The following is a 24,248-nucleotide window of genomic DNA, read 5'->3' as shown; positions in this document are numbered from 1 at the left end:
AGCTGTGGTGGCCAAGGACGGCAGGCAGATCGCGGCCGAGGTCGGTCCCGAGCTCGACTACCTCTCACGGGTCAGTCGCAAGCTCGGTGTCGTGGACCTCGTGCACGACTTCTTCGACCCGCTCGTGGGCGACTGGAACGACCTGCGCGAGGAAGCCGAGCGCTGGCGCAAGGCCGCGAAGGTGACCGAGGCGGTCACCAAGCACATCGCGGCACCACTCGGTGGCCTCGACGCGCGGTGGGAGGGCAAGGACGCCGACGCGTTCATGGACCACATGCGCAAGGTGGGGCTCGCGGGCGGCGACATGTCCGACGCGATGAACGCCATGGCGGACGCGTTGGAGGAGACCGCCGACGCGGTGCACGGCATCGTGCAGGACATGGCGCACGTGCTCGCCGACGCCGCCGACTCGGTGTCCGGCACGGCGGCGTTGCCCGTGGAGGGCGACCAGCGCGCGATCAGCCACATCGAGGAGCTCAAGGACCCGGTGCGCGAGCTGCACGACTCGGCACGGCAGGTCCTGGAGGCGTTTCTCAAGCTGTGCGACGGGGTTTCCGGCGACGGCGGCCACTTCGGCGCCGTGCGGATGGAGCACCAGTATCCCGACAAGGACTGGACCTACGCCGCGCCGGCCAAGCCGGAGCCGAAGCCGGCACCCGAACCGGCCAAGGCGTCCGACACGGCCACCGCGAGCAAGGGCGGGGTTCCGCCGACCGGTGGTGGCGGCGGTGGTGCCGGCGGCGTCGGCTCGGTCGGTGCCCCTGCCGCGTCCGCGGCGCAGCCGCAGCAGATGCAGTTCGGCGGCGCCACCGGCGTTGCTGAGCAGCCTCCGCCCCCGGAGAGGGGTACCGGTGCGGCCCCGGCCGCCGCGGCCGCTGGTGGACGTCCTGGGGCCGCGCCCGGCGGTATGACGGGCGGCATGCCGATGATGGGCGGCATGATGGGCGGGCAGGGTGGTCAGCAGGGCGGCGACAAGGAGCACAAGCCGCGGCAGCGGATCACCGGCTCGATCGACGACCTGCTCGGCAAGCCGAAGAAGGCGGCCCCGCAGACGATCGGCGAGGACTAGCTGTACTGACGACGAAGGGCTCCTTCCTCCACCACGTGGAAGAAGGAGCCCTTCGTCGCTTGCGGCTCTGCGGACTACACCGGGCGGCCGCGCCTGCGGTTCATCGAGTTGCGCACGAACAACGTCAGCATCAGCAGTGCGCCGCCGATGCCGATGCCCGACAGCGCCACGATGATCGGCGGCCAGTCGGTGCCGGGCGGCGGCGTGACGGTCGTGTTCATCTCCTTCGGCTGCGGCTTCTGGAAACCCTTGGCCTCCGCGGGAAGCACCGCGGTCAGCGCCGCCACCGGGTTGATCATGCCGTAGCCGACCTTGTTGTCCCGTCCGGACACGTTGCCGGGGTGCAGCGCGGTGGCCTTCAGGCGGTCCATCACCTGGCGCGCGCTGAGATCGGGGAACCGCTGGCGCACCAGCGCGGTGATGCCGGCCACGTACGGCGAGGCGAAGCTGGTGCCCTTGATGTCGCTCGCGCCCTGCGCGGTGACGTTCGAGTTCGTCAGGCCGGTGCCCTTGGGGTCGACGGAGATGATCTCCTCACCCGGTGCGGCGATGCTGACCCACGGGCCCCAGACGCTGAACGACGAGACCGCGCCGGAGCGGGCGATCGACGCCACCGACAGCACGTCGTTGGCGAACCACGCCGGCGACGAGACCACGTTGACGTTGCTCGGGTCCAGGTTGTCGTTCTGCTTCGGGCAGCCCGCCTCGGTGCTGAGGTTGCCCGCCGCGGTGACGATCACCACGTCCTGGACGTCGACCGCCCACCTGATCGCGGCCTGCAGCTTGCGGTCGTCGTCGCTGAAGAGCTTGGGGGCGCTGCAGTTCGTCAGCGAGATGTTGATGACCTTGGCGCCCTTGCTCGCCGCGCGGACGATGGCCTGGGCCAGGGTGCCGACCTTGCCGGCGGAGTTGCGCTGCTCGCCCTGGTCCTTGTACTCGTACCGGTCACTGGTCTGGCGGATCGCCAGGATCTCCGCTTCCGGTGCGGCGCCGACGAAGTCGCCCTCGGTCTTGGCCGCCGCCGCGACGCCCGCGACCTCGGTGCCGTGGCCGTCGCAGTCGTCCGTGCCGTTCTTGCCACCGGACTGGTCGACGTACTCGCCGGTGGGGGTCACGCGGTTGCCGAAGCGCGGGTTGCGCGGGTCGACACCGGTGTCGATGATCGCGATCTTGATGCCCTTGCCGGTGGCGAAGCTGTGCGCCTGCTGCAGGTTCAGGTAGACCTGGCCCCACGGCATGTACTTGATCAGCTCGTTCTTGGTGTCGGACTCCACGCACGCCTTGGAGGTGCGCTTGTAGAGGACGTCCGGCTTCCCCTCGTCCTTGGGCGGATCGGTGTTCGGCGGCAGTTCCGGCGGAACCGAGTTGGAGGACTTGGCCGCGGCCGACGTGGACGACGGCTGAGCGGAGGCGTGCGGCAGCGCTCCCGTCAGCAGCAGCAGTCCGGCGGTCGCTGCCGCCGTGGTGCGCCTGATGCCGGTCCTCACAGCGTGATCAGCCCCCGGAAGACCGAGTACAGGTCCATGACGGCCAGCGCCAGCGGGACGACCGCGGCGATCAGGACCGCCTCGACGATGTCGACGGTGCGGCGCAACGGCGGCGAGAACCGCTGGCCGGGGAAGACCACGCCGAGCACCAGCGCGCCCGCGCCGAGGATCAGCAGCGTGCCGAACACGAAGACGATGCGGTTGAACTCGTCGGAGTCGATCAGCCAGCCGAGCAGGATGCCGGCGCTGGCGAACATGCCGGTGGACAGCAGCGCCACGGCCTGCGCGCCGTTCGCGTACGCCCGGCCGCGCATCATCAGCACGATCGCGACGACGACACCGTAGATCGGGCCCCAGATCGTGTTGGCGGACGCGGCGACGATCGCGGCCAGCGCGGCCACGACGCCCGTTCCGATGATCATGCCGGTCAGGTACTCGTGCGCGACCGCGGTGCGCCGCTCGATCACGGCGAACTCCGGGAAACCGGTGTCCTCCTTGAGGTCCTCGGCGTTCGTCGGCACGACGGGCGGCGGGATCTTGGCCAGCTGCAGCGTGAGCCTGGGCAGCATCGACAGCGCGGCGAGCGCCACCGCGCCGCTCGCGGCGGCCACTCCGGCGAGCGGGTGGTCGACGAACGTCGCGACGAGGAACGCCAGCGCCACGATCGTGCCGCTGGTCGCCGCGGCGATGAACACCGTGATGCCCTGGCCGATCAGCAGGATGCCGCCCCACGCGAAGATCATCATGAGGGCCGAGGCGAGCAGCATCTTCGGGTTGAAGCCGACCCCGGGCACCGCGTGGAAGCCCGCGACGAACGCCATCGGCAGCGAACCGCACGCGGCGATCAGCACACCCGTCGACGCCGCCCGGTACGCCCGCGCGATGGTCGCGCCGGTGGCCAGCGCGGCGATGGCCGCGACACCCGCGGTGATGGCGGCGGCGAGCCCGCTGCCCTTGTCCCCGGTCGTGATCGGGCCGGACAGGAAGAGGGCCACCGCGGCGGCGATCAGCGCGAGCGCGCCGGCCAGGTGACCGAACTTCTGCGCGGTCTCCTTGGTCCACGGCCGGAACGAGTCCGGATCGGACTCCGCGATCGCGTCGACGACGTCGTCGTACAGCGGTGGCGGCGGGTTTTCGTTGCGGCGGCGCAACTGCAGCAGCTCACCGTCGACGACGCCGAGCGACGCCAGCGTGCGCGCCGGGTCGAGCGGGTTGTCGCCGAGCTTGGCGAGGCACCAGCCGCCGTGCCGGACACCGCCGTCCGGAGTGGCCTCTCTCGCCATGTCCAGCAGCATCGGCAGGAGATCGGCCACCGCCACGTCGGCAGGCAGCGCGACGTCGATACGCGTTCGAGGTGCCACCACCGTGACACGGCTGAACACCGTCGTACCGGTCGCCACCAGGGCCCCCTAAGTCAGATCAGCACTTGTAACTTCGCCCCGACCTTATTGGTCCACTCGGACGGTCGCCGGGCGGCCCTAGTATGGCCGCACCGGCACCCTCTGCACGTGTTGTTCGCAGAACACGTTCGACTGGGTTTTTTCCAGACCCACCTTCGTGGCGCGCGCAGATGCGCAATAGTGTCGGTTGCTACTGGTGGCGTAACGAGAGTCGAAGAGGTGCCTGTCAGTTGAGCACGCTGCAGTTCAAGCGAACGGCACGCCTTGCTGCTCCCCGGCCTCCCGGCGGCGAGGTCCACCTCGAGCCGCCACCCGAGGTCCCCCGGATCATCCCCGGCAACATCATGATGAAGGCGATGCCCGTCGTCATGATCCTGGCGTCCGTGGGCATGATGGCAATGATGTTCATGTACTCCAACAAGCAGCCGGCGTCGATGATCATGCCCGGCATGATGATGATCTCGACCATCGGCATGATGGCGGGAGGCATGGGCTCCGGGAAGGGCCAGAAGAAAGCCGAGATGAACGAGGACCGCAAGGACTACCTGCGGTACCTCGGCCAGATGCGCGACCGCGCCCGCGAGGCCGCCGACGAGCAGCGCGCCGAACGCGAGTGGGTGCACCCGGACCCGCAGATGCTGTGGTCGCTCGCCACCACCCGGCGCATGTGGGAACGCCGCCAGAACGACCCCGACTTCTGCCACCTCCGCGCGGGACGGGGCTCGCAGCGCCTCGCCACCCGACTGGTGCCGCCGCAGACCGGTCCGGTCGAGGAGCTGGAGCCGATCGCGACGCTGGCCCTGCGCCGGTTCGTGCGCGCCCACTCGCTCGTGCCCGACCTGCCCATCTCCATCGCACTGCGCGGTTTCGCCGCGGTCGGCCTGCTCGGTGACATGGAGGACCGCCGCGACCTCGCGCGTGCCCTCATCGCCCAGCTCGTCACCTTCCACGCCCCCGACGACCTGCTGATCGCGATCGTCAGCGCGGGCCGCACGAAGCAGCTGTGGGAGTGGGCGAAGTGGCTGCCGCACGTGCAGCACCCCACCGACATCGACGGCATCGGCCAGCGCCGCATGATGGCGAACTCGCTCGCCGAGATCGAGGCGATGCTGGACGAGAACCTGCGCGACCGGCAGCGGTTCACCCGCAACGCCCCGCCGCCGCCCGACCAGCCGCACATCGTGATCGTCATCGACGACGGCGACATCAGCCGCGAAGAGATGATCATCCTGGAGGAGGGCCTGGTCGGCGTCACGCTGATCGACCTCTCCGAGTGCCTCGGCAACCTGACCGCCCGGCGCGGCCTGCGCCTGGTCGTCGAGAACAACCAGCTCGGTGCCCGTTCCGCGAGCGGTGTCGAGTGGTTCGGCGCGCCGGACCGACTGTCCATCGTGGAGTCGGAGGCGCTGGCCCGCAGGCTCTCGCCTTACCGCATGGGCGCAGCCGGCGAGGTCGGTGGCGACGGCGGCGAAGACCCGTTGGCGATGAACAACAACCCGCCGCTGCTCGAGTTCATGGGCATCCCCGGCGACCCGATCACGTTCGACGTGCAGCAGGCGTGGCGGCCGCGGCCCAAGCGCGACCGCTACCGCATCCCGTTCGGCATCGGCGAGCACGGCCAGCAGGTCGAGCTCGACATCAAGGAAGCGGCCGAGGACGGCATGGGCCCGCACGGCCTGTGCATCGGCGCGACCGGTTCCGGCAAGTCGGAGTTCCTACGCACCCTGGTGCTGGGCCTGCTGGCCTCGCACTCGTCGACGGCGCTCAACATGATCCTCGTCGACTTCAAGGGTGGTGCGACGTTCCTCGGCCTGGACAAGGCACCGCACGTCGCCGCGACGATCACCAACCTGGCCGGCGACCTCACCCTGGTCGACCGCATGAAGGACGCCATCGCCGGTGAGGTGTCGCGGCGCCAGGAGGTGCTGGCGAAGGGCAACTACAAGAACGTCTGGGACTACGAGAAGGCCCGTGAGAACGGCGCCCAGCTCGACCCGCTGCCCGCGCTGTTCATCTGCATCGACGAGTTCTCCGAGATGCTGACGGCCAAGCCGGACTTCATCGACATCTTCCTCCAGATCGGTCGCGTCGGCCGGTCGCTGCAGATGCACATGCTGCTCGCGTCGCAGCGACTCGAGGAAGGCAAGCTGCGCGGTCTGGACACGTTCCTGTCGTACCGGATCGGTCTGAAGACGTTCAACGCGGCCGAGTCGCGTGCGGCGATCGGCGTGCCGGACGCCTACGAGCTGCCGCCGATCCCCGGCTCGGGTTACCTGAGCGTGCAGGGCATGCCGCTGACCAGGTTCAAGGCGCTCTACGTCTCGGGCACCTACCGGCCGTCGGGCATGCAGTCCGCCGGTGAGTCGGTGGCGGTCCGCAGCGACAAGCGCCCGCGGTTCTTCGTGCCGGACTTCATCGAGATCCCGAAGGAGCCGGAGCGGCCGATCGAGCCGGTCCCCGTCGCGGCCGCGCCCAAGGAGGACGCGAACGAGCCGACCCAGCTGGAGCTCATCGTCGACCGCCTCGTCGGTCAGGGCCCGCCCGCGCACGAGGTGTGGCTGCCGCCGCTCAACGAGCCGCCGACGATGGACACGATGCTGCCGCCGCTCGACGTGACGCCCGACCGAGGTCTGACGTCGCCCGGCTTCCCCGGCAACAGCACGCTGCAGATCCCGGTCGGCGTGGTCGACAAGCCGTTCGAGCAGCGCCGCGACCTGCTGTGGGCGGACTTCTCCGGTGCCGCCGGTCACGGCGCGGTCGTCGGTGGTCCGCAGTCGGGCAAGTCGACGCTGCTCAGGACGATCATCGCGTCCATGGCGTTGACGCACACCCCGCAGGAGGCGCAGTTCTACTGCATCGACCTCGGTGGTGGCACGCTCGCCTCGATGGAGGACCTGCCGCACGTCGGTGGCTTCGCCGGTCGTCTCGACGTCGACAAGGTCCGCCGCATGGTGGCCGAGCTGCAGACCCTGATCACCGAGCGCGAACTGCGGTGGCGCGACCAGCGCATCGACTCGATGTCGGAGTTCCGCAACCGCAGGCGCCGCGGTGAGATCAAGGACGACAACTTCGGTGACGCGTTCCTGATCGTGGACGGCTGGATGAACTTCCGCCAGGAGTTCGAGATGGTCGAGCCGCAGGTCCAGGCGCTGGCGGCGCAGGGTCTGTCCTACGGCGTGCACGTGATCATCGCCGCCAACCGGTGGGCGGAGATCCGGCCCGCGATGAAGGACCTGCTGGGCACGCGGTTCGAGCTGCGGCTCGGTGACCCGAGCGAGTCCGAGATCGACCGCAAGGTCGCGGTCAACGTGCCGCCCGGTCGTCCCGGCCGCGGTCTCACGGGCGACAAGCTGCACTTCCTCACCGGTCTGCCGCGCATCGACACGTTGCAGGACCCGACCACCGTCTCGGCGGGTGTCCAGGACCTCAGCAACAAGCTCAACCAGGCCTGGCAGGGCCCGCGCGCCCCGCAGGTCCGGATGCTGCCCGACCTGCTGGACTACGCGCAGTTCATGGCTCAGGTCCAGCAGCACAACCCGAACCGAGGCCACCTGGTCCCGGTCGGCGTCAACGAGGACGAGCTCGCGCCGGTCTACATGGACTTCGACGCGGACCCGCACTTCTTCGCGCTGGCCGACGGCGAGGCGGGCAAGACGAACATCCTGCGCACGATCGTCCGCGGCATCATGACGAGCTACACCTCCGCGGAGGCGTTGATCCTGCTCGCGGACTTCCGCCGCACGATGCTCGGGTTCATCGACACCGACCACCTGCTGAGCTACGCGGTGTCGAGCACCCAGCTCACGCAGAACATCCAGGAGGTCCGCGGCTCGCTCACCAAGCGCATGCCCGGCCCGGACGTCACGCAGGAGCAGCTCAAGAACCGGTCCTGGTGGACGGGTCCCGAGGTGTTCATCGTCGTCGACGACTACGACCTGGTGGCGCCGCAGGGCGGTGCGAACCCGCTGCAGCCGCTGGCCGAGTTCATCCCGCAGGCCAAGGACGTCGGTCTGCACATCGTCCTGGTCCGCCGCATGGGTGGTGCGTCCCGCGCGATGTACGACCCGGTGATGGGCAAGCTGAAGGAGATCTCGGCGCCGATCTTCGTGGGTTCCGGTTCGAAGGAGGAGGGCAACATCGTCGGCAACCTCAAGCCGTCGCCGCAGCCTCCTGGCCGGGGCACGATGGTGACCCGCAAGCACGGCCAGCAGCGCATGCAGTTCGCCTGGATCCAGCCCGACTGAGCAACCGCTCACGGCACGCGGGGACCTTTCGTACTCTCCACGAGTACGAAAGGTCCCCGCGTGCGTTTCGCGGGCAAGCAAAAGGGCCCGCAGCCGAAGCCGCGGGCCCAACCGAACAGCAGGGGACTGTCCGGTTCCCCCATGACCGGATCTCCGTCCGAACCGACCCACTGGGGAGGGGCGGTCCGGCAGGAGGGCCGACGATCGTGACACCCCCCAAACCTTCGTTGTCACTCTCGTCCTCCGGCTGATCACCACTCTGCCTGGTGGCGCTCACACTTCGGTCACAGTGCGCGCCCATACACTCGACGCTCGTCACCACGGGGGGAGAGGTACGGCGTGGGAGTCGAGTACCGCGTGCTGGGGCCGCTGGAGGTCCTGCTCGACGACGCCCCGGTCGCCGTGCCCGCCGGCCGGTGCCGTGTGCTGCTCGCCACACTCCTCTTGCGCGCCAACGAGTTCGTGCCGACCTCCGAGATCGTCGAACGGCTCTGGGACGGCGCGCCGCCCAGTCTGGACCGGGCGGGCAAGACGTTGCACATGGTCGTCACCCGGCTGCGGCAGGCGCTCGGACCGGCCAACTGCGTGCGCACCGGAGCCGGCGGGTACGCGGCTCTGGTCGATCCCGGGCAACTGGACCTGCTGAGGTTCCGCGCGCACTTGAACGCCGGTGAGCACGCCGCGGCCACGGCGTTGTGGCGCGGACCGGTGCTCGCGAACGTGACGTCGGAGTCGCTGCACCGCGACGCCGTGCCCGCGTTGGTCCAGGAACGGCTGACCGCGCTGGAACACCGGATCGACGCCGACCTGGCGCGGGGCGTCGCGGCGGAGCTGGTGCCGGAGCTGCGGGTGCTCACGACGCAGCACCCGTTGCGCGAGGTGTTCTGGGCGCAGCTGATGCTCGCGCTGCACCGCAGCGGCCAGCAGGCGGACGCGCTCGCGGCGTACCACGAGGTCGCGGCCGTGCTGAACGCCCAGCTCGGCGTCACGCCGGGGCCGCGGTTGCGGGACGCGCAGCAGCAGGTGCTGGCCGGTGACGTGCCGAGGGCGCCGGTGCGGCACCACGTGCCCAGGCAGCTGCCGACCGCGTTGCCGAACTTCGTCGGCCGGGAGTCCGAACTGGACGGGCTCGACGCGGTGCTCGGGTCCCGCCACCTGGTCGTGGTGATCAACGGCAGCGGCGGCATCGGCAAGACCTCGCTCGCGGTGCAGTGGTCGCACCGGATCGCCGACCGGTTCCCCGACGGCCAGCTCTACGCCGACCTGCGCGGGTTCGACCCGACCGGCGCGCCGGTGAACCCGAACAGCGCGGCCCGGGACTTCCTGCTGGCGCTCGGCGTGCCGGCGGACGAGATCCCGCTCGGCACCGAGGCGATGCTGGACAGCTACCACGAGCTGCTCTCGCGGCGGCGGGTGCTGGTGCTGCTCGACAACGTGCGCGACGTGGCCCAGGTGCGCCCGCTGCTGCCCGGCGGGTCGCGCAGCCTGGCCGTGATCACGAGCCGCAACCGCTTGCGCAGCCTGGTCGCGGACGGCGGCCACGCGTTCGGCCTGGACGTCCTGGACCCGGCCGAGTCGATGGTGCTGTTCGGCGGACGCGTCGGCGCCGACCGGATCGCGGCCGAACCGGACGCGGCCACGCGGCTGGTCCAGCTGTGCGCGGGGCTGCCGCTGGCGCTGGCGGTGGTGGCCGCACGGGCAACGCTCGACCAGCACCCGTTGGGCATGCTCGTCGAGGAGCTGGAACACGCGGCGTTGGACGCGTTGGACACCGACGACCCGTTGACCAGCGTGCGCGCGGTGTTCTCGTGGACGTTCGGCTGCCTGAGCCCGGCGGCGGCACGGCTGTTCGTGCTGCTCGGCCTGCACCCCGGCCCGGACGTGACGGTGCCGGCCGCGACGAGCCTGATGGCGGCACCGGCGGTCGAGGCGCTCGACGAACTGGCCAGGTACAGCCTGATCACCTCCCAGGACGACCGCTACCGGTTGCACGACCTGATGCGGTCCTACGCGGCGGAGGAGGCGGCTCAGCGGCTGTCGTCGGCAGAACGGTCCGAGGCCCGGCAACGGATCTTCGACCACCTCCTGCACTCGGCACTGGCCGCGGTCGCCAAGTCGGACCCGCTGCGCCAGCCCATCACCACGCCGCCCCCGGCACCGGGCGCCGTCGTGCTGACGTTCGAGACGACCGGCGACGCCGACCACTGGTTCGCCGCGGAACGCGCGGTGTTCGGCCCGGCCGTGGCCGCGGCGGGCGAGGCGGGCCTGGACGGCCACGTGTGGCGCACGGTGTGGGCGATCCGCCACTTCCTGCTCGCGACCGGCCGGTGGCGCGAGGGCGAACGCCTGCAACGCCTCGCCATCGCCGCCGCACTCCGCGCGGACGACCTGGAAGGACAGTGCCGGTCCCGGCGCGGCCTGGTGTCGTTCCTGGTGCCGGAGCAGCAGTTCGAGGAGGCCGAACAGCAGCTCAGAACGGCCGTCGCGCTGGACTCGCAGCTGGGCGACCCGATCGGCCTCTCCAACGACCTGCGCGGCCTCGCCTACCTGCTGGGCCGCCAACGCCGCTACGCCGACGCCCTCGAACCGCTGTCCCGTGCCCTGGAGGTCGCCTCCACCAGCAACGACCAGATCGAGATCGCCAGCGTCGCGGCCTCGCTCGGCTTCGTGCACCACGAGCTCGGCGACCACGAGGAGGCGGCGGTCTGGGCGGTGCGGGCGCGCGACATGTTCCTGGAGCTCGTGCCCGACGAGCTCGACACCGCCGTGGCCTCGAACCACGACACCCTCGGCAGCATCTACCGCGCACTCGGCCGTTACGCCGACGCCGAGGCGAACTACCTCAGGTCGGTGGAACTGCAGGGCGCGCTGTCGTACCGGCACTACCAGGCCGACACCCTGGTCCGGCTGGCCGACATGAAGCGGGACCTGGGCGAGCTGGACGCGGCCCGCGGCCACTACCTCGCCGCGCTCGCCCTGTACGACGACCTCGGTTTCGCGAAGGCGGACGACGTGCGCGAGGTCCTGGCCCGGATGGGCTGAGGAGGCCGGTCCCACCACAGTGAAGAGGGAGGTGACTGCGGCGGACCGGCCAGTCATCAGGGTTGCCGACCGGGCTCACACTTCGGTCACGTGGCGCTGCCTGAGAACTGATGAGCGGTGCTGGTGGCCCCCCAGGTCTTGCGCCACCAGCACCGCTGAGGAGAACTCTGCCGTACTGTGCTCACACTTCGCTCACACAGCGATCACACCGCGTCTACACTGCCGGTGACCTGGGGAGATGTCGTGGGAGCCGAGTACCGCGTGCTGGGGCCGTTGGAAGTGCTGCTCGACGGCGAGCCCGTCACGGTCCCGGCTGGACGGTGCCAGGTGCTGCTCGCGGCGCTGCTCCTGCGGGCCAACCGCTTCGCGCCGGTCGACGAGCTGATCGACCTCGTCTGGGACGGTACTCCGCCGCGGCTCGACCGCGCCAAGGCCACTCTGCAGATGGTGGTGCGGCGGTTGAGGGTCGCGCTGGGCGAGGCGGACTGCGTGCGCTCGGCTCCCGGTGGCTACCTGGCGGTCGTCGAACCCGACCAGCTCGACCTGCTGAGGTTCCGGGCGCTGGCGGACTCCGGTGACTTCGGGGCGGCGGCCGCGTTGTGGCGCGGGCCGGTGCTCGTGGACGTAGCCTCGGACGCCCTGCACCGGGCGGAGGTGCGGCGGCTCGCCGATGAGCGGCTGGTGGTGCTGGAGCGGCGGATCGAGGCCGATCTCGAACGCGGCCTGGCCGGCGAGCTGGTGACCGAGCTGCGGTCGCTGGTGGCCGATCATCCGTTGCGGGAACCGTTCTGGCGGCAGCTGATGCTCGCGTTGTACCGGTCGGGGCGGCAGGCCGAGGCGTTGAACGCCTACCAGGACGTGCGGGCCGAGCTGGTCGAACAGCTGGGGGTCGAACCCGGCGAGGCGTTGCGGGACCTGCACGAGCGGATCCTGCGGGCCGACGTGCCGAAGTGCGCGAAGGTGCCGCGGCAGCTGCCCGGCGGGGTGCAGACGTTCGTGGGCCGCGACGAGGAGCTCGGCCTGCTCGACGGCCCCGGCGGGGTGACGGTCGTGCACGGCGTCGGCGGTGTCGGGAAGACGGCGCTCACGCTGCGGTGGGCGCGCGAGGTGCGCGACCGCTTCCCGGACGGCGACCTCTACGTGAACCTGCGCGGGTTCGACCAGGAGGCGGCGCCGCTCGACCCCGCCGCGGTCGCGGAGACGTTGCTCGTCGGGCTCGGCGTGACCGCGGTACCGGCGGACGAGGACGCGCGGTTCGCCCTGCTGCGCACCGAGTTCGCCGACCGGCGGATGTTGCTCGTGCTCGACAACGCCGCTTCGGTGCGTCAGGTGGTGCCGCTGCTGCCCGGTTCCGCCGGGGTGCGGGTGCTGATCACCAGCCGCAACCAGCTCCGCGCGCTCGTCTCGCGGCACGACGCCACGGCGATCGGTCTGCGGCAGTTGGCCTTCGACGAGTCACGGGCGTTGCTCGCGGCCGTGCTCGGCGAGCAGCGGCTGCGGGCCGAACCCGAGGCCGTCCGCGAGATCGCCGATCGCTGTGCCGGGCTGCCGCTCGCCCTTCGGGTCTTCTCGGAACGGGTCGCGCGCTTCCCGGACATCTCGTTGCGGGAGTTCGTGTCCGAGTTGGACAGTGCGCGGCTGGACGCGTTGAGCGACTTCGACGACGTGGACGTGCGGTCGGTCTTCAGCTGGTCGTACCGGGCACTGGACGACGATTCCGCGCGGATGTTCCGGCTGTTGTCCCTGCATCCCGGCCCTGACCTCGACGTGAGCGCGGCCGCCGCCCTCGCGGGAGTCTCCGTCGTCCAGGCGCGCAGAACGCTGGAGCGGCTGGTCGCCGACCACCTCGTGCAATCGCGCACACCGGGCCGTTACGACCTGCACGACCTATTGCGCGCGTACTCCGCCGAGCTGTGCGGTGACGACGAGGCGGCGGCGCTGAGGCTGACCGAGTTCTACGTCCACACGCTCGAAAACGCCGCCACGCACGAGGGTTCGCGCATGCTCACGCGAGCGGGTGAGGTCACGTCCGGGGTGGTGCCGCGGGAGTTCTCGTCGCGGTCCGACGCGCTCGCCTGGGTCCGGCAGGAGTGGGACAACTTCCAGGCCGTGGCGCACCAGGCGATCGCCCGCGGCTGGGGACGCCTCGGCATGGTCGTCGCGGCCCACATGCACTCGTATCTGCTGTTCACGAAGACCCGGTGCAACGACGCGATCAGTCTGTTCGAGGTGGCGCGGTCGCACGGCACGCCGCGCGAACAGGGTTTCATGCTGCTCAAGCTGGCTGCGGTCTACGACGACGTCGGCCGGCTGGAGGAGTCGCTGCGCTGCTTCGACGAGGGGCTCCGGTTCGCGCACGAGGCGGGTGAACGGGTGGCCGAGGCGGCTTCACTGATCAACATGGCCGGCGTCCACCGGCGACTGGGGAATGCGGAAGACGCCGTCGACTGCGCCAGGCGCGGCCTGGAGATCGCTCTCGAACTGGCGGATCCGTACTACGAGAGCGCTGCTCGCGCCAACGTCGCCCTGCAGCTGCGGGTGGCCGGCCGGCTGGAGGAGGCGCTGGCGGAGAGCGAGCGGGCGCTCGTCGTCGCGCAGGACCTGGACGACAAGTTCATGCGCGCCAACGTGCGCGGGCTGCACGCGAGGATTCTCGGCCAGGTCGGCCGGCTCGACGAGGCGGTGTCGGAGCTGAGCTCGACCATCGAGGTGTCGTTCCAGTTCGGGGACGTCGCCGGTGCCGCGGAGGGGTTGCGCGACCTCGGCAAGTTCCTGGTCGGGCTCGGGCGCCCAGACGACGCTGCCGAGGCCTGGCGGCGCGCGCTCACCACCTGCCGCGACCTGGACGGCAAGCACGCCGAGGAGATCACTGCCTTGCTGGAGGGGTTGTGACGACGGTCGAGGACCGCCGCGGTCAGCCGCCTTCGAGTTCTCGCACCAGCTCGCGGATCTTGTCCGCACCTTTGAGCTTCGTGTGTTCGGTGACGGACAACGCCTCGCGTGCACACCTCAACGCGGCCGGCCTGTCACCTGCGACACCGAGCACCTCCGCACCGTTGAGGAGGATCTCGACACGAGCCGCGCTGCTGACGTGATCGAGCGACTTGGCGAAGATCTCGCGGTACACGCGGACCGCACCGTCCAGGTCTCCCATGCCGTACTTCGCCTTCGCCCTGGTGTCCTGCATCACCTCGTCCGTGACGCCCAGAGCGGCGAACACGTCGGCGGCCTCGTCCGCGATTCTCGCGCCCTCCTCGTAGTCGCCCATGACGACCAGGGTCCAGGCGAGGGAGTTCAACGCGGTGCCGAGTCCGAAGCCGTCGTCGATGATCCTGCGATATTCGACGTGCTGGCGGTCGTGGTGCAGCGCCTCGTCGTAGCGCCCCATCGCGCGATAGGTGCCGGCCAGCGTGCCGGATGTGCTGGCCATTCCCTGCGTGTGACCGATGTCCCTGCGCAGCCGCAGTGCCTCGTGCAGGAGGCGGAGCGACTCCTCCAAGTTGCCCGTGTTCCGGTGTGCGTATCCCAGCGTGTGCAGCGCTGACGCCTCTGCGTACCGATTGCCGAGCTGTCGTGCCGCATCGAGCGCGATCGTGTTGAGGCGCAGGAAGTCCTCGGTGCTGCCATCCGCGATGAGGTAGCCCCACATCCCGCTCGGGATCTGCCACGCGTGCTCCAGGTGCCCGTGCGCCAGCGCGAACTCGCAGAGCTCCAGGAGCATGTCGTGCCAGGTCCTGAACCAGGACATCGCGTCGCCCTTGTCGCGGAACCCGACGAGTTCGACCACGTCCTCGCGGTCGGTCAGCGGCAGTTCCATCCGGCTCCTGCGGATCACGCGGTCGGCGCTGTCCACCGAGTGGAGGTGGTGGTCGAGGAACCTCACCACGGCGGCACGCTGCTCAGCGGAGGGCTCCTGGGCTGCCACGCATTCCCGCGCGTGCAGTCTGAGCAGATCGTGTTGCGAGAACCGCTGGGGCGCGTGCTCTTCGACGAGATGGGCTCGTGCCAGCACTCGCAGCAGCTTCAACGCACGTCCGCTCGGCACACCCAGCAGTGCCCCGGCGGACTGCGGAGTGAGGTCCGCCCGCGGGGCCAGCCCGATCATCCGGAACATCCGTTGTTCCTCCGGGGCGAGAGCCGTGTAGGAGAGGTCGAACGCGGCCCTGACCGCTGCGTCCTCGTCGTCGCCGATCTCCAGCTCGGCCAGCCGGTTCTCGGTGTCGAGCTGGTCCACGAGATCTCGCACCCGGAGATGAGGTTCGCTCGCGAGCAACGACGCGGCGATGCGCAACGCCAGCGGTAGGCAGGCGCACAACCTGGCGAGCTCCGCGGTGGCCTCGGCCTCGGCCCGTGCGCGGTCGGTGCCGATCACGTTCTCCAGCAGCTGGATCGCCTCGTTCAGCGGCAGCACGCCGAGCTTCAGCACCTTCGCGTCGTTCAACGCGACCAGGCCGCGGAGGTCGGAGCGGCTGGTGATCACCACGACCGACCGGCCGCCCGCGGGCAGCAGCGGCCGCACCTGGTCGGCTGTCCGAGCGTTGTCGAGGAGCACCAGAACGCGGCGGTCGGCGAGCAGCGACCGGTACTCACCGATGCGCTGGGTGGTCTCGTTGGGAATGTCCTTCGAGGACCGGCCGAGTCCGCGCAGCAGCTGGCCGAGCGCGTCGTGAGGGGTGACCGGATCCTCACGGTCGTAGCCGCGCAGGTTCACCGCGAGCTGCCCGTCCGGGAACCTGTCGCGCACCCGATGCGCCCAGTGCACGGCGAGCGCGGTCTTCCCGACGCCCGCCGAACCCGCGATCGCGGAGATGACCACGGCCTGTCCGGCCTGGTCGGACGGCAGCAGCCGGTCGAGCGCGGCGAGGTCGTCGGTTCGGCCCGTGAACCGGGCCAGGTCGGGAGGCAGCTGCCTGGGCACCGCGGTGTCCGGCCGGGTGGAGCCGCCCGTCGGCTCGGCTCGCAGGATCGACTGGTGCACCTCCTGCAGCAGGCTGCCGGGATCGATCCCCAGCTCGTCCGCGAGGAGGCTGCTGACCTGCCGATACGCTTCGAGCGCCGCAGCCTGCTGGTGCGAGCGGTAGAGCGCGATCATCAGCTGCGCCCAGAAGCGTTCGCGCAGCGGGTGCTCCGCGGTCAGCGCCCTCAACTCGGGCACGAGGTCGGCCGCGTGCCCGTCGTCGAGATCCTGCTCGATGCGTCGCTCCAGCACCACGAGCCGTTCCTCGGCGAGAACGGGCACCTCCTCCCGGTGCAGGGCGTCCGAGACGACGTTCTGCAGTGCCGGGCCGCGCCACAGGGCCAGCGCGCTGTGCGGATCGGTGGCCGCCAGCGAGCGGAACCGCAGGAGATCGAGGTTGTCGACCTCGGCGAGGTAACCGTTGCTGCTGGTGGTGACGCAGTTCGCGGGCCCGAGTGCCTGTCTGAGCCGGGTGACGGTCATCTGCAGCGTCTTCGCCACCCGATCGGTTGATATGTGCGAGTCGTCCCACAGCCGTGTCACTAGCTCGTCGGTGGACACGAACTGATTGGCGCGCAGGAGCAAGGTGGCCAGCAGCACCCGGCCCTTGCCGCTGGGCAAAGGCACGGGCTTGCCGTCGAAGAGCACTTCCAGCGGCCCGAGCACGCGGTACTCCGTCCCCTGCACGCGGCGAGCCTATGACACCTCCGACCCAGCGTGGCGGCGATGTAGCAGGCCTTGAGACGGCGCGCCGTCATCCTCCGGCGTTCTTGATCCCGTCACGGCTTCGGCAGACTTGTCAGCGGCTGCCACACTCGTTGGCCAGGTGGAAGGGGGATGGTGAGCGTCGAGTTCCGCGTGCTCGGGCCCCTCGAGGTGCTGCTCGACGGAGAACCGGTCGAGGTGCCGGCCGGTCGGGGCCGGGCGTTGCTGGCGACGCTGTTGTTGCGCGCCAACCAGCTCGTGCCGGTCGACGAGCTGGTCGAGCGGCTGTGGGACGGCGAACCGCCGACCGCCGACCGGGCCCACAAGACGCTGCAGATGACGGTGCTCCGGCTGCGGAAGGCCCTGGGCGCTGCCAACTGCGTGCACACCCGCCCCGGCGGCTACCTGGCCGTCGTGGAACCGGACCAGCTCGACCTGCTGCGGTTCCGCGCGCTGGTGGGCTCGGGTGACCTCGGTGCGGCGTCGGCGTTGTGGCGCGGCTCGGTGCTCTGCAACGTCCAGTCCGACGCCTTGCACCGCCACGACGTGGCCGGGCTGGCCGACGAACGGCTCGACGCGCTGGAACTGCGCATCGAGGCCGACCTCGACCGCGGCCTCGGCCGTGAGCTCGTGGCCGAGCTGAAGTCGCTGGTCGCCGACCACCCGTTGCGCGAGTCGTTCTGGCGGCACCTGATGCTCGCCCTGTACCGCGCCGGCCAGCAGGCCGAGGCGCTGTCGGCCTACCAGAAGGTGCGGGAGAAGCTCGCGGACGAGCTGGGCGTCGATCCCGGCAGGCCGCTGCAGGAGCTGCACCAGCAGATCCTCCGCGCGGAGGTGTCGGTCAGCGGGCGGCAGGTGCCGCGCCAGCTGCCGGCCGGCGTGCGCAACTTCGTCGGCCGGGACGAGGAACTCCGGTTGCTCGACAAGGCGCGCGGTGTGACGGTCGTGCACGGCGTCGGCGGCGTCGGCAAGACCGCCCTGGTGCTGCAGTGGGCACGCCAGGTGCGGGACCGGTTCCCGGACGGCGACCTGTACGTGAACCTGCGCGGGTTCGACCCCGAGGCGCAACCGATCGACCCCGCGACCGCGGCGGAGTCGCTGCTGGTCGGCCTGGGTGTGCAGGACATCCCCGCCGGTGCGGACGCGCGGTTCGCGTTGCTGCGCACCACACTCGTCGACCGGCGCGTGCTGATGGTCCTCGACAACGCCGCCTCGCAACGCCAGGTGCTGCCGCTGTTGCCGGGAGCCGCCGGCGTGCGGGTGGTGATCACCAGCCGCAACCAGCTGCGCGGGCTCGTGTCGCAGCACGACGCCACCGCGTTCAGCCTGCGTCAGCTGGACTTCGAGGCGGCACGCACGCTGCTCGCCGCCGTGCTCGGTGCCGAGCGGCTCGACGCCGAACCGGAGGCCGCGCGCGAGATCGCCGAGCGGTGCACCGGTCTGCCGCTGGCGTTGCGGGTCTTCGCGGAACGCGTCTCCCGGTTTCCCGGCGTGTCGCTGCGGGAGTTCGTGACAGAGCTGGAAAGCGCCAGGCTCGACGCCCTGACCGACTTCGACGACGTGGACGTGCGCGCGGTGTTCTCGTGGTCCTACCGCGCGCTCGACGAGGAGTCGGCGCGGATGTTCCGCCTGCTGTCGGTGCATCCGGGCGCGGACTTCGACGTCAGCGCGGTGGCCGCGCTCGCCGGCGTCACCGTCGCCCAGGCCCGCCGTCTGCTGGAACGCCTGGTCGCCGATCACCTGGTGCAGTCGCGGACGCCCGGCCGGTACGACCTGCACGACCTGCTGCGGGCGTACTCGGCCGAGCTGTGCGGCGACGACGAGGAAGCGGCGCTGCGGTTGACCGAGTGGTACGTCCACACGCTGGAGAACGCCACGTCCCGCGACCCGGCGCGGATCATCGTGCGCGCGTCCGCCGTGACGTCCGGCGTGGTGCCGCAGGACTTCTCGTCGTGGTCGGAAGCGCTCAGGTGGCGCCGCCAGGAGTGGGCCGGCCTCAAGGCGATCGCGTTCGCGGCCATCGCACGGGGATGGCGGCGCCACGCCCTGGTGATCTCGATTCACCTGCACAGCTACCTCGTCGTCGACAACACCCACTGGCACAGCGCGGTCGACCTCTTCGAGGCGGTGCGCGGCTTCGGTTCGGTGAGCGAGCAGGGCATCCTCCACACCAAGCTGGGCGGGCTTTACGAGTTCGTCGGACGCCACGAGGACGCGTTGCACTGTTACGACGTCGGACTGCCGCTGCTGCGAGCGGAGGGCGAGCGGATCTCGGTGGCGGGAGCTCTGGCCAACCTCTCCAAGCTCTACAGCAAGCTCGGGCGGCGCGAAGAAGCGGACGCCGTCCTCCGCGAGTCCCTCGCCATCGCGATCGAGATCGACGACGCCTACATGCAGCTCGTGGCGCACGCCAACTTCGCCAGCCGGTTCATCCACGACAAGCGGTGGGAGGACGCGCTGCGGGAGATCGACCGGGCGACGGCCCTCGCCGCGCGAATCGGTGACGAGTACCTCGTCACCAGGATCCGCGGCTTCCGCGCCGAGGCGCTCGTCGGCCTGGGCCGGTACGGCGAGGCCGAGCCGGAGCTGCGCGCGGTCGTGGACGTGATGAGACGGGTCGGTGACACCGAGGGGGTCGCCGACGGGCTGGTGCTGATCGGTGAGGCGTTGATCGGGCTGGAGCGGCCTGCAGAGGCCGCGGTGGAGTGGCAGCGCGCCCTCGACATCTGGCGCGCGGTGAAGGACCGCCGCGCGGACGGGCTGGCCGCACGGCTGCAGGCCCTGCGATGAGCGTCGAGTTCCGCGTCCTCGGGCCCCTTGAGGTGCTGCTCGACGGCGAGCCGGTCTCGGTCCCGGCCGGACGGAGCCAGGTGTTGCTCGCCACCCTGCTGTTGCGCCCCAACCAGTTCGTGTCCGTCGACGAACTGGTCGACCGGTTGTGGGACGGCGAACCACGCACGGCTGACCGGGCCCACAAGACGTTGCAGATGGTCGTCACCAGGTTGCGGCAGTCGCTCGGCGCCGCCAACTGCGTGCGCACGGCCAGTGGTGGTTATCTGGCGGACATCGGTCAGGACGAGCTGGACCTGCTGCGGTTCCGCGCGCTGGCGGGCTCCGGCGACTTCGCCGCGGCCGTCGCGTTGTGGCGCGGCCCGGTGCTCGGCAACGTCAGGTCCGACGCACTGCACCGCGACGACGTGCCGCCGCTGGTCGACGAACGCCTCGTCGTCCTGGAACGCAGGATCGACGCGGACCTGAACCGGGGCCACGCTTCCGGGCTGGTGGCGGAGCTCAGATCCCTGGTCGACGAGCATCCGCTGAGGGAGACGTTCTGGCAGCAGCTGATGCTGGCGCTCCACCGCTCCGGCCGACAGGCCGAGTCGCTCATCGCGTACCAGGAGATCAGGGAGCGGCTCGCCGACGAGCTGGGCGTCGACCCGAGCCCGGCGTTGCGCGACCTGCACCAGCAGATCCTCCGCGCGGACGTCTCCCACGTGGATCGCCGTGCGGTGCCACGGCAGCTGCCGGCCGGTGTGCCCGATTTCGTCGGCCGCGACGAAGAGCTCTCGGTGCTGGGCGAGGAGAACGGGATCACGGTCGTGCACGGCGCGGGAGGCGTCGGCAAGACAGCCCTTGCGCTGCAGTGGTCCCACTCGGTGCGGCACGACTTCCCGGACGGTGACCTCTACCTGAACCTGAGGGGCTTCGACCGGGAGGCGCAGCCGGTCGGCCCAAGTCAGGCCGCGGAGCTCCTGCTGCTGGGACTGGGCGTGAAGGACGTGCCGGCCAGTGAGGAGGCGCGGTACGCGTTGCTGCGGACCGAGCTGGCCGGACGCCGCATGCTGCTGATGCTGGACAACGCCGCGACCAGCCGGCAGGTGCTGCCGCTGCTGCCCGGCACGGCCACCGTGCGGGTGATCGTCACGAGTCGCAACCAGCTGCGCCCGCTCGTGGTGCGGCACGGTGCGACGAGCGTCGCGTTGCGGCAACTGGACAACGACGACGCCCACGCACTGCTCACGGTGGTGCTGGGCGCCGCACGGCTCGACGCGGAACCCGAGCCCGTCCGCGAGATCGTCGAGTGCTGCGCCGGGCTTCCCCTCGCCCTGCGAGTTTTCGCCGAGCGGGTGGCGAGGTTCCCGGACACCCCGCTGCACGCTTTCGCCGCCGAGCTGCGCACCGAGCGGCTCGACGCGCTGACCGACTACGACGACGTCGATGTGCGCGCGGTGTTCTCGTGGTCGTACCGATCGCTGGATCCGGAGCCGGCGCGGATGTTCCGCCTGCTGTCCGTCCACCCGGGAACCGACCTCGACGTCGGTGCCGCGGCCGCGCTGGCCGGGGTGACCGTGGCGCAGGCCCGTCGGTTGCTGGAACGGCTCGTGGCCGATCACCTCGTGCAGACCCGTTCACCGGGCCGGTACGACCTCCACGACCTGCTGCGCGACTACGCCGCCGAGCTGTGCGGCGACGACGAGGCGGCCGCGCTGCGGTTGACCGAGTGGTACGTCCACACCCTCAAGAACACCGTGGCACGGCACGGGGTCAAGCATTCGTTCGAGCCGGCCGAGATCACAACAGGTGTTGTCCCGCACGAGTTCAACACCCGGTTCGACGCACTCGCGTGGTGTCGCAACGAGTGGGACAACCTCGCGGCGACGATGTACGCGGCCGTCGATCGCGGCTGGCACCTGCTCGCCCAGCTGATTCCGATCTATCTGAACACACACGACAGCATCGAGGGACGTCGCAGCCGGGAGCTCGTCACGCTGTTCGAGCGGGTGCGAGATCTGGGCCTTCCGCGTGAGCGCGGGTTGATCAACGTGAAGCTCGCGTCGCTGTACGTCGACGTCAAGCGGTACGAGGACGCCTTGCGCGGTTTCGCGGCCGGGCTTCCACTCGTGCGCGCGGCGGGAGACCGCATTGCCGAGGCGTCCGCGCTGAGCAACATGGGCAACGCCTATCAGCGCATCGGGCTGCTGGAGGAGTCGCTCGACTGCCAGCGCCGCAGTCTTGCGCTCGTGGTCGAAGCCGGTGTGGCGAACCAGGAATGCATCACGCGGCTGAACATCGTCGGAACGCTCACCGACCTCCGTCGCTGTCATGAGGCACTCGAGGAAGGTGAGCGGGCGCGGTCGGCGATCCGCACGGCCGGCGACGAGTACCTGGCGGCACGAGCGGACGCGCTGATCGGTGCTGCCCTGTCGGTGATGGATCGGCTCGACGATGCGGCCACGCTGTTCGAGCGCTGCCTCGAAGGGATGCGCAGGTTCTCGGACGTGCGCGGGCAGATCGTGACGCTCGACGAGGACCTGGCGCCGGTGCTGTTCCGGCTGGGGCGGCACGACGACGCGGTGAGGGCTTGGGAGCAGGCGCTGGAGCTGGCCAAGGCGGTGGGCAACGATCGCGCGGCGGGGCTGGAGGCGAAGCTCGCGCTGGTGCTCGGACCCGGACCGGAGTGAGCCGAGGTTTGCCATCCGTGTCGTCCGGCCGTGCCGCATCGGGTAAGCATGTGCGCGGAAGAGGGGAAGGTGCATGAGCCTGCACGTCGCGGTCGACTTCGGCACGTCGAGCACCTGTGTCGCCGTCTCGGCCCACGGCCGGGAGCCGCAGGTCGTCGTGTTCGACGGCCAGCCGCTGGTGCCGTCCGCCGTGTTCGTCGCCGCCGACGGCACGTTGTTCGTGGGTCAGGAGGCCGAACGCCAGGCCGCGGTCGACCCCGCCCGGTACGAGCCGCACCCGAAGCGCCGCGTCGACGAGGGGGAGTTGCTGCTGGGCAGCACTGTGCTGCCGGTGGTGGACGTCGTGCGCGCGGTGCTGACCCGTGCGGTCGGAGAAGCGCGCCGGGTCGGTGGCGGGGCGCCGGTCGACCTGCTCGTGCTGACGCACCCGGCTGACTGGGGCAGTGTCCGCACCCGCGTGCTGCTTCAGGCCGCGCGCGGGCTCGGTCGTGAGCTGGTGCTCGTGCCGGAGCCCGTCGCGGCCGCCGTCTTCCACTCCGCGAGCCATTCCGTTCCGGACGGTGCCGCGCTCGCCGTGCTCGACCTCGGCGGCGGAACTGTCGACGCGAGTGTGGTGGCGCGCACTGGCAAGAGCTTCCGGGTGCTCTCGGCCAAGGGCGACCCGAGTTTCGGTGGCGCGGACGTCGACCAGGCGTTGCTCGAACACGTCGGCGGGCTGGTCTCGGCCAAGGACCCCGAGGCGTGGCGGCAGCTCGTCGAGGGCCGTGAGATGGCCGACCGGCGCAAGCGGCGGGTGCTGCGGCAGGACGTCCGGGGCGCCAAGGAGACGCTGTCCCGGCACGCCTACACCGACGTGCCGATGCCGCCGCCGTTCCCCGACGCGCACGTCACCCGGTCCGACCTGGAGCAGCTGATCACCGCGCCGCTGAGCCGGGCGGCCGCGCTGGTGGGTGCGGCCGTGCGGGACGCGGGTCTCGCTCCCCAGCAGCTGGCCGGGGTGTTCCTGGTCGGCGGGTCGAGCCGGATTCCGCTGGTCGCGCGGCTGGTCCACGAACACACGCGTGTGGTGCCGACGAGCATCGACCAACCGGAGACCGTCGTGGCCCGTGGCGCGCTGCGGGCGGTCAGCCTCGATCCGGAACGGACCGGCGGCGTCGCGCCGCAGAAGCCGCAGGGCGGTCCGGGTGAGGTCACCCACAACCTCCGGGTGACCGACGACACCACCCGCAAGATCACCCGCCGGATCACGCCGCCACCGGTCGCGCAGTTCCCCTCCACCTTCCCCGCACCCCCGCCGCCGCCGAAGAAGAGCAAGACGCCCCTGTTCGTCGCGATCGGCGTCGTGGTGGTGCTCGCCGCGGCCGGGGTCGGTGGTTACCTCTGGCTGAACCGCGAGAAGCCGCAGCAGCCGAACCCGCCGGCGAACCAGATCGCCGTGTACGACTACAGCTTCACCCGGCCGGACGGCTGGGAGCAGACGGGCGGCGCGCCGCAGGACCGCCAGGTGCTTTTGCAACCGATTGACCGCAAAACCGCCGGCCCGGATTCACCGGTCGATCGCATTGCTGTGCAGGAGCAAACACTTGTCTACGACAGTGACGTGGATCGCCCTCGCGCGCTCAAAGAACTGAAGGACCAATACGACAAGCGGGCGGGTGACGGGGGCAAGGTCTCCGGATTTGCTGATGCGACCACATTCGCGGGCAAGGTTGTTGTTCACTATCGCGAAGAAGTGAACGGCTCCGCAGTCGACTGGTACATCCAGTTCGCCCGCAAGGCTCAGGTGAGCGTGGGTTGCCAGGCCACCGAGGCGGGCAAGACGCAGGTCCGCAGCGCGTGCGAGCAGATCGTCCGCTCACTGGTCATCAAGCCGCAGTAGCAA

10 protein-coding genes are annotated in these 24,248 nt (G+C 70.5%); 7 read left to right on the top strand and 3 right to left on the bottom strand.

Annotated elements, in window-relative coordinates; all coding sequences use genetic code 11:
* The first annotated feature begins 7 nt into the window (after positions 1–7).
* Positions 8–1,069, top strand: a complete 1,062-nt coding sequence (locus ACWEIJ_RS02810) for a WXG100 family type VII secretion target (RefSeq protein WP_449835482.1) — start codon at positions 8–10, stop codon at positions 1,067–1,069.
* 74 nt (positions 1,070–1,143) lie between these two features.
* Here the strand turns inward: ACWEIJ_RS02810 and mycP are convergent, their stop codons facing one another.
* Positions 1,144–2,556 carry a type VII secretion-associated serine protease mycosin gene (gene mycP / locus ACWEIJ_RS02805; protein ID WP_449835481.1) on the bottom strand — a complete coding sequence of 471 codons (1,413 nt, stop codon included), beginning with the start codon at positions 2,554–2,556 and terminating at the stop codon, positions 1,144–1,146.
* Positions 2,553–3,956, bottom strand: coding sequence for a type VII secretion integral membrane protein EccD (eccD, locus tag ACWEIJ_RS02800; protein WP_449835480.1), 1,404 nt, complete (start codon positions 3,954–3,956; stop codon positions 2,553–2,555). The genes mycP and eccD overlap by 4 nt, the downstream gene beginning before the upstream one ends.
* Before the next feature lie 230 nt (positions 3,957–4,186).
* Between eccD and eccCa the strand changes: the two genes are divergently transcribed.
* The 3 genes from eccCa (at position 4,187) to ACWEIJ_RS02785 (ending at position 14,134) form a co-directional block, all read left to right on the top strand.
* Positions 4,187–8,200 (top strand): type VII secretion protein EccCa, encoded by a 4,014-nt coding sequence (gene eccCa / locus ACWEIJ_RS02795; protein WP_449835479.1) that lies wholly within the window; start codon positions 4,187–4,189, stop codon positions 8,198–8,200.
* Positions 8,201–8,539: 339 nt separating this feature from the next.
* Positions 8,540–11,242, top strand: a complete 2,703-nt coding sequence (locus ACWEIJ_RS02790; protein ID WP_449835478.1) for a BTAD domain-containing putative transcriptional regulator — start codon at positions 8,540–8,542, stop codon at positions 11,240–11,242.
* A 243-nt stretch (positions 11,243–11,485) separates the two neighbouring features.
* A complete protein-coding gene (locus tag ACWEIJ_RS02785; RefSeq protein WP_449835477.1) occupies positions 11,486–14,134 on the top strand; it encodes a BTAD domain-containing putative transcriptional regulator in 2,649 nt (882 codons plus the stop codon).
* Positions 14,135–14,156: 22 nt separating this feature from the next.
* Here the strand turns inward: ACWEIJ_RS02785 and ACWEIJ_RS02780 are convergent, their stop codons facing one another.
* A complete protein-coding gene (locus ACWEIJ_RS02780; protein WP_449835476.1) occupies positions 14,157–16,886 on the bottom strand; it encodes a BTAD domain-containing putative transcriptional regulator in 2,730 nt (909 codons plus the stop codon).
* A gap of 150 nt (positions 16,887–17,036) precedes the next feature.
* Between ACWEIJ_RS02780 and ACWEIJ_RS02775 the strand changes: the two genes are divergently transcribed.
* The 3 genes from ACWEIJ_RS02775 to ACWEIJ_RS02765 all read left to right on the top strand — a co-directional run bounded on the left by ACWEIJ_RS02775 (position 17,037) and on the right by ACWEIJ_RS02765 (position 24,245).
* On the top strand, positions 17,037–19,694 hold the full coding sequence (locus tag ACWEIJ_RS02775; RefSeq protein WP_449835475.1) for a BTAD domain-containing putative transcriptional regulator: 2,658 nt from the start codon (positions 17,037–17,039) through the stop codon (positions 19,692–19,694).
* Entirely contained in the window at positions 19,691–22,366 is a 2,676-nt protein-coding gene (locus ACWEIJ_RS02770) for a BTAD domain-containing putative transcriptional regulator (protein ID WP_449835474.1), read from the top strand. The genes ACWEIJ_RS02775 and ACWEIJ_RS02770 overlap by 4 nt, the downstream gene beginning before the upstream one ends.
* A gap of 73 nt (positions 22,367–22,439) precedes the next feature.
* Positions 22,440–24,245 carry a type VII secretion-associated protein gene (locus ACWEIJ_RS02765; RefSeq protein ID WP_449835473.1) on the top strand — a complete coding sequence of 602 codons (1,806 nt, stop codon included), beginning with the start codon at positions 22,440–22,442 and terminating at the stop codon, positions 24,243–24,245.
* The last annotated feature ends 3 nt before the right edge of the window (positions 24,246–24,248 follow it).

Source organism: Lentzea sp. NPDC004789 (assembly GCF_053601075.1).
Note: the sequence above shows the minus strand (reverse complement) of the source record. Positions and strands in the feature narration are given on the sequence as shown.

What these genes read in the sequence shown, in the direction of transcription:
- ACWEIJ_RS02775 (WP_449835475.1), top strand. Translation starts at nt 17,037, where the DNA reads ATGGTGAGCGTCGAGTTCCGCGTGCTCGGGCCCCTCGAGGTGCTGCTC.
- ACWEIJ_RS02770 (WP_449835474.1), top strand. Translation starts at nt 19,691, where the DNA reads ATGAGCGTCGAGTTCCGCGTCCTCGGGCCCCTTGAGGTGCTGCTCGAC.
- ACWEIJ_RS02765 (WP_449835473.1), top strand. Translation starts at nt 22,440, where the DNA reads ATGAGCCTGCACGTCGCGGTCGACTTCGGCACGTCGAGCACCTGTGTC.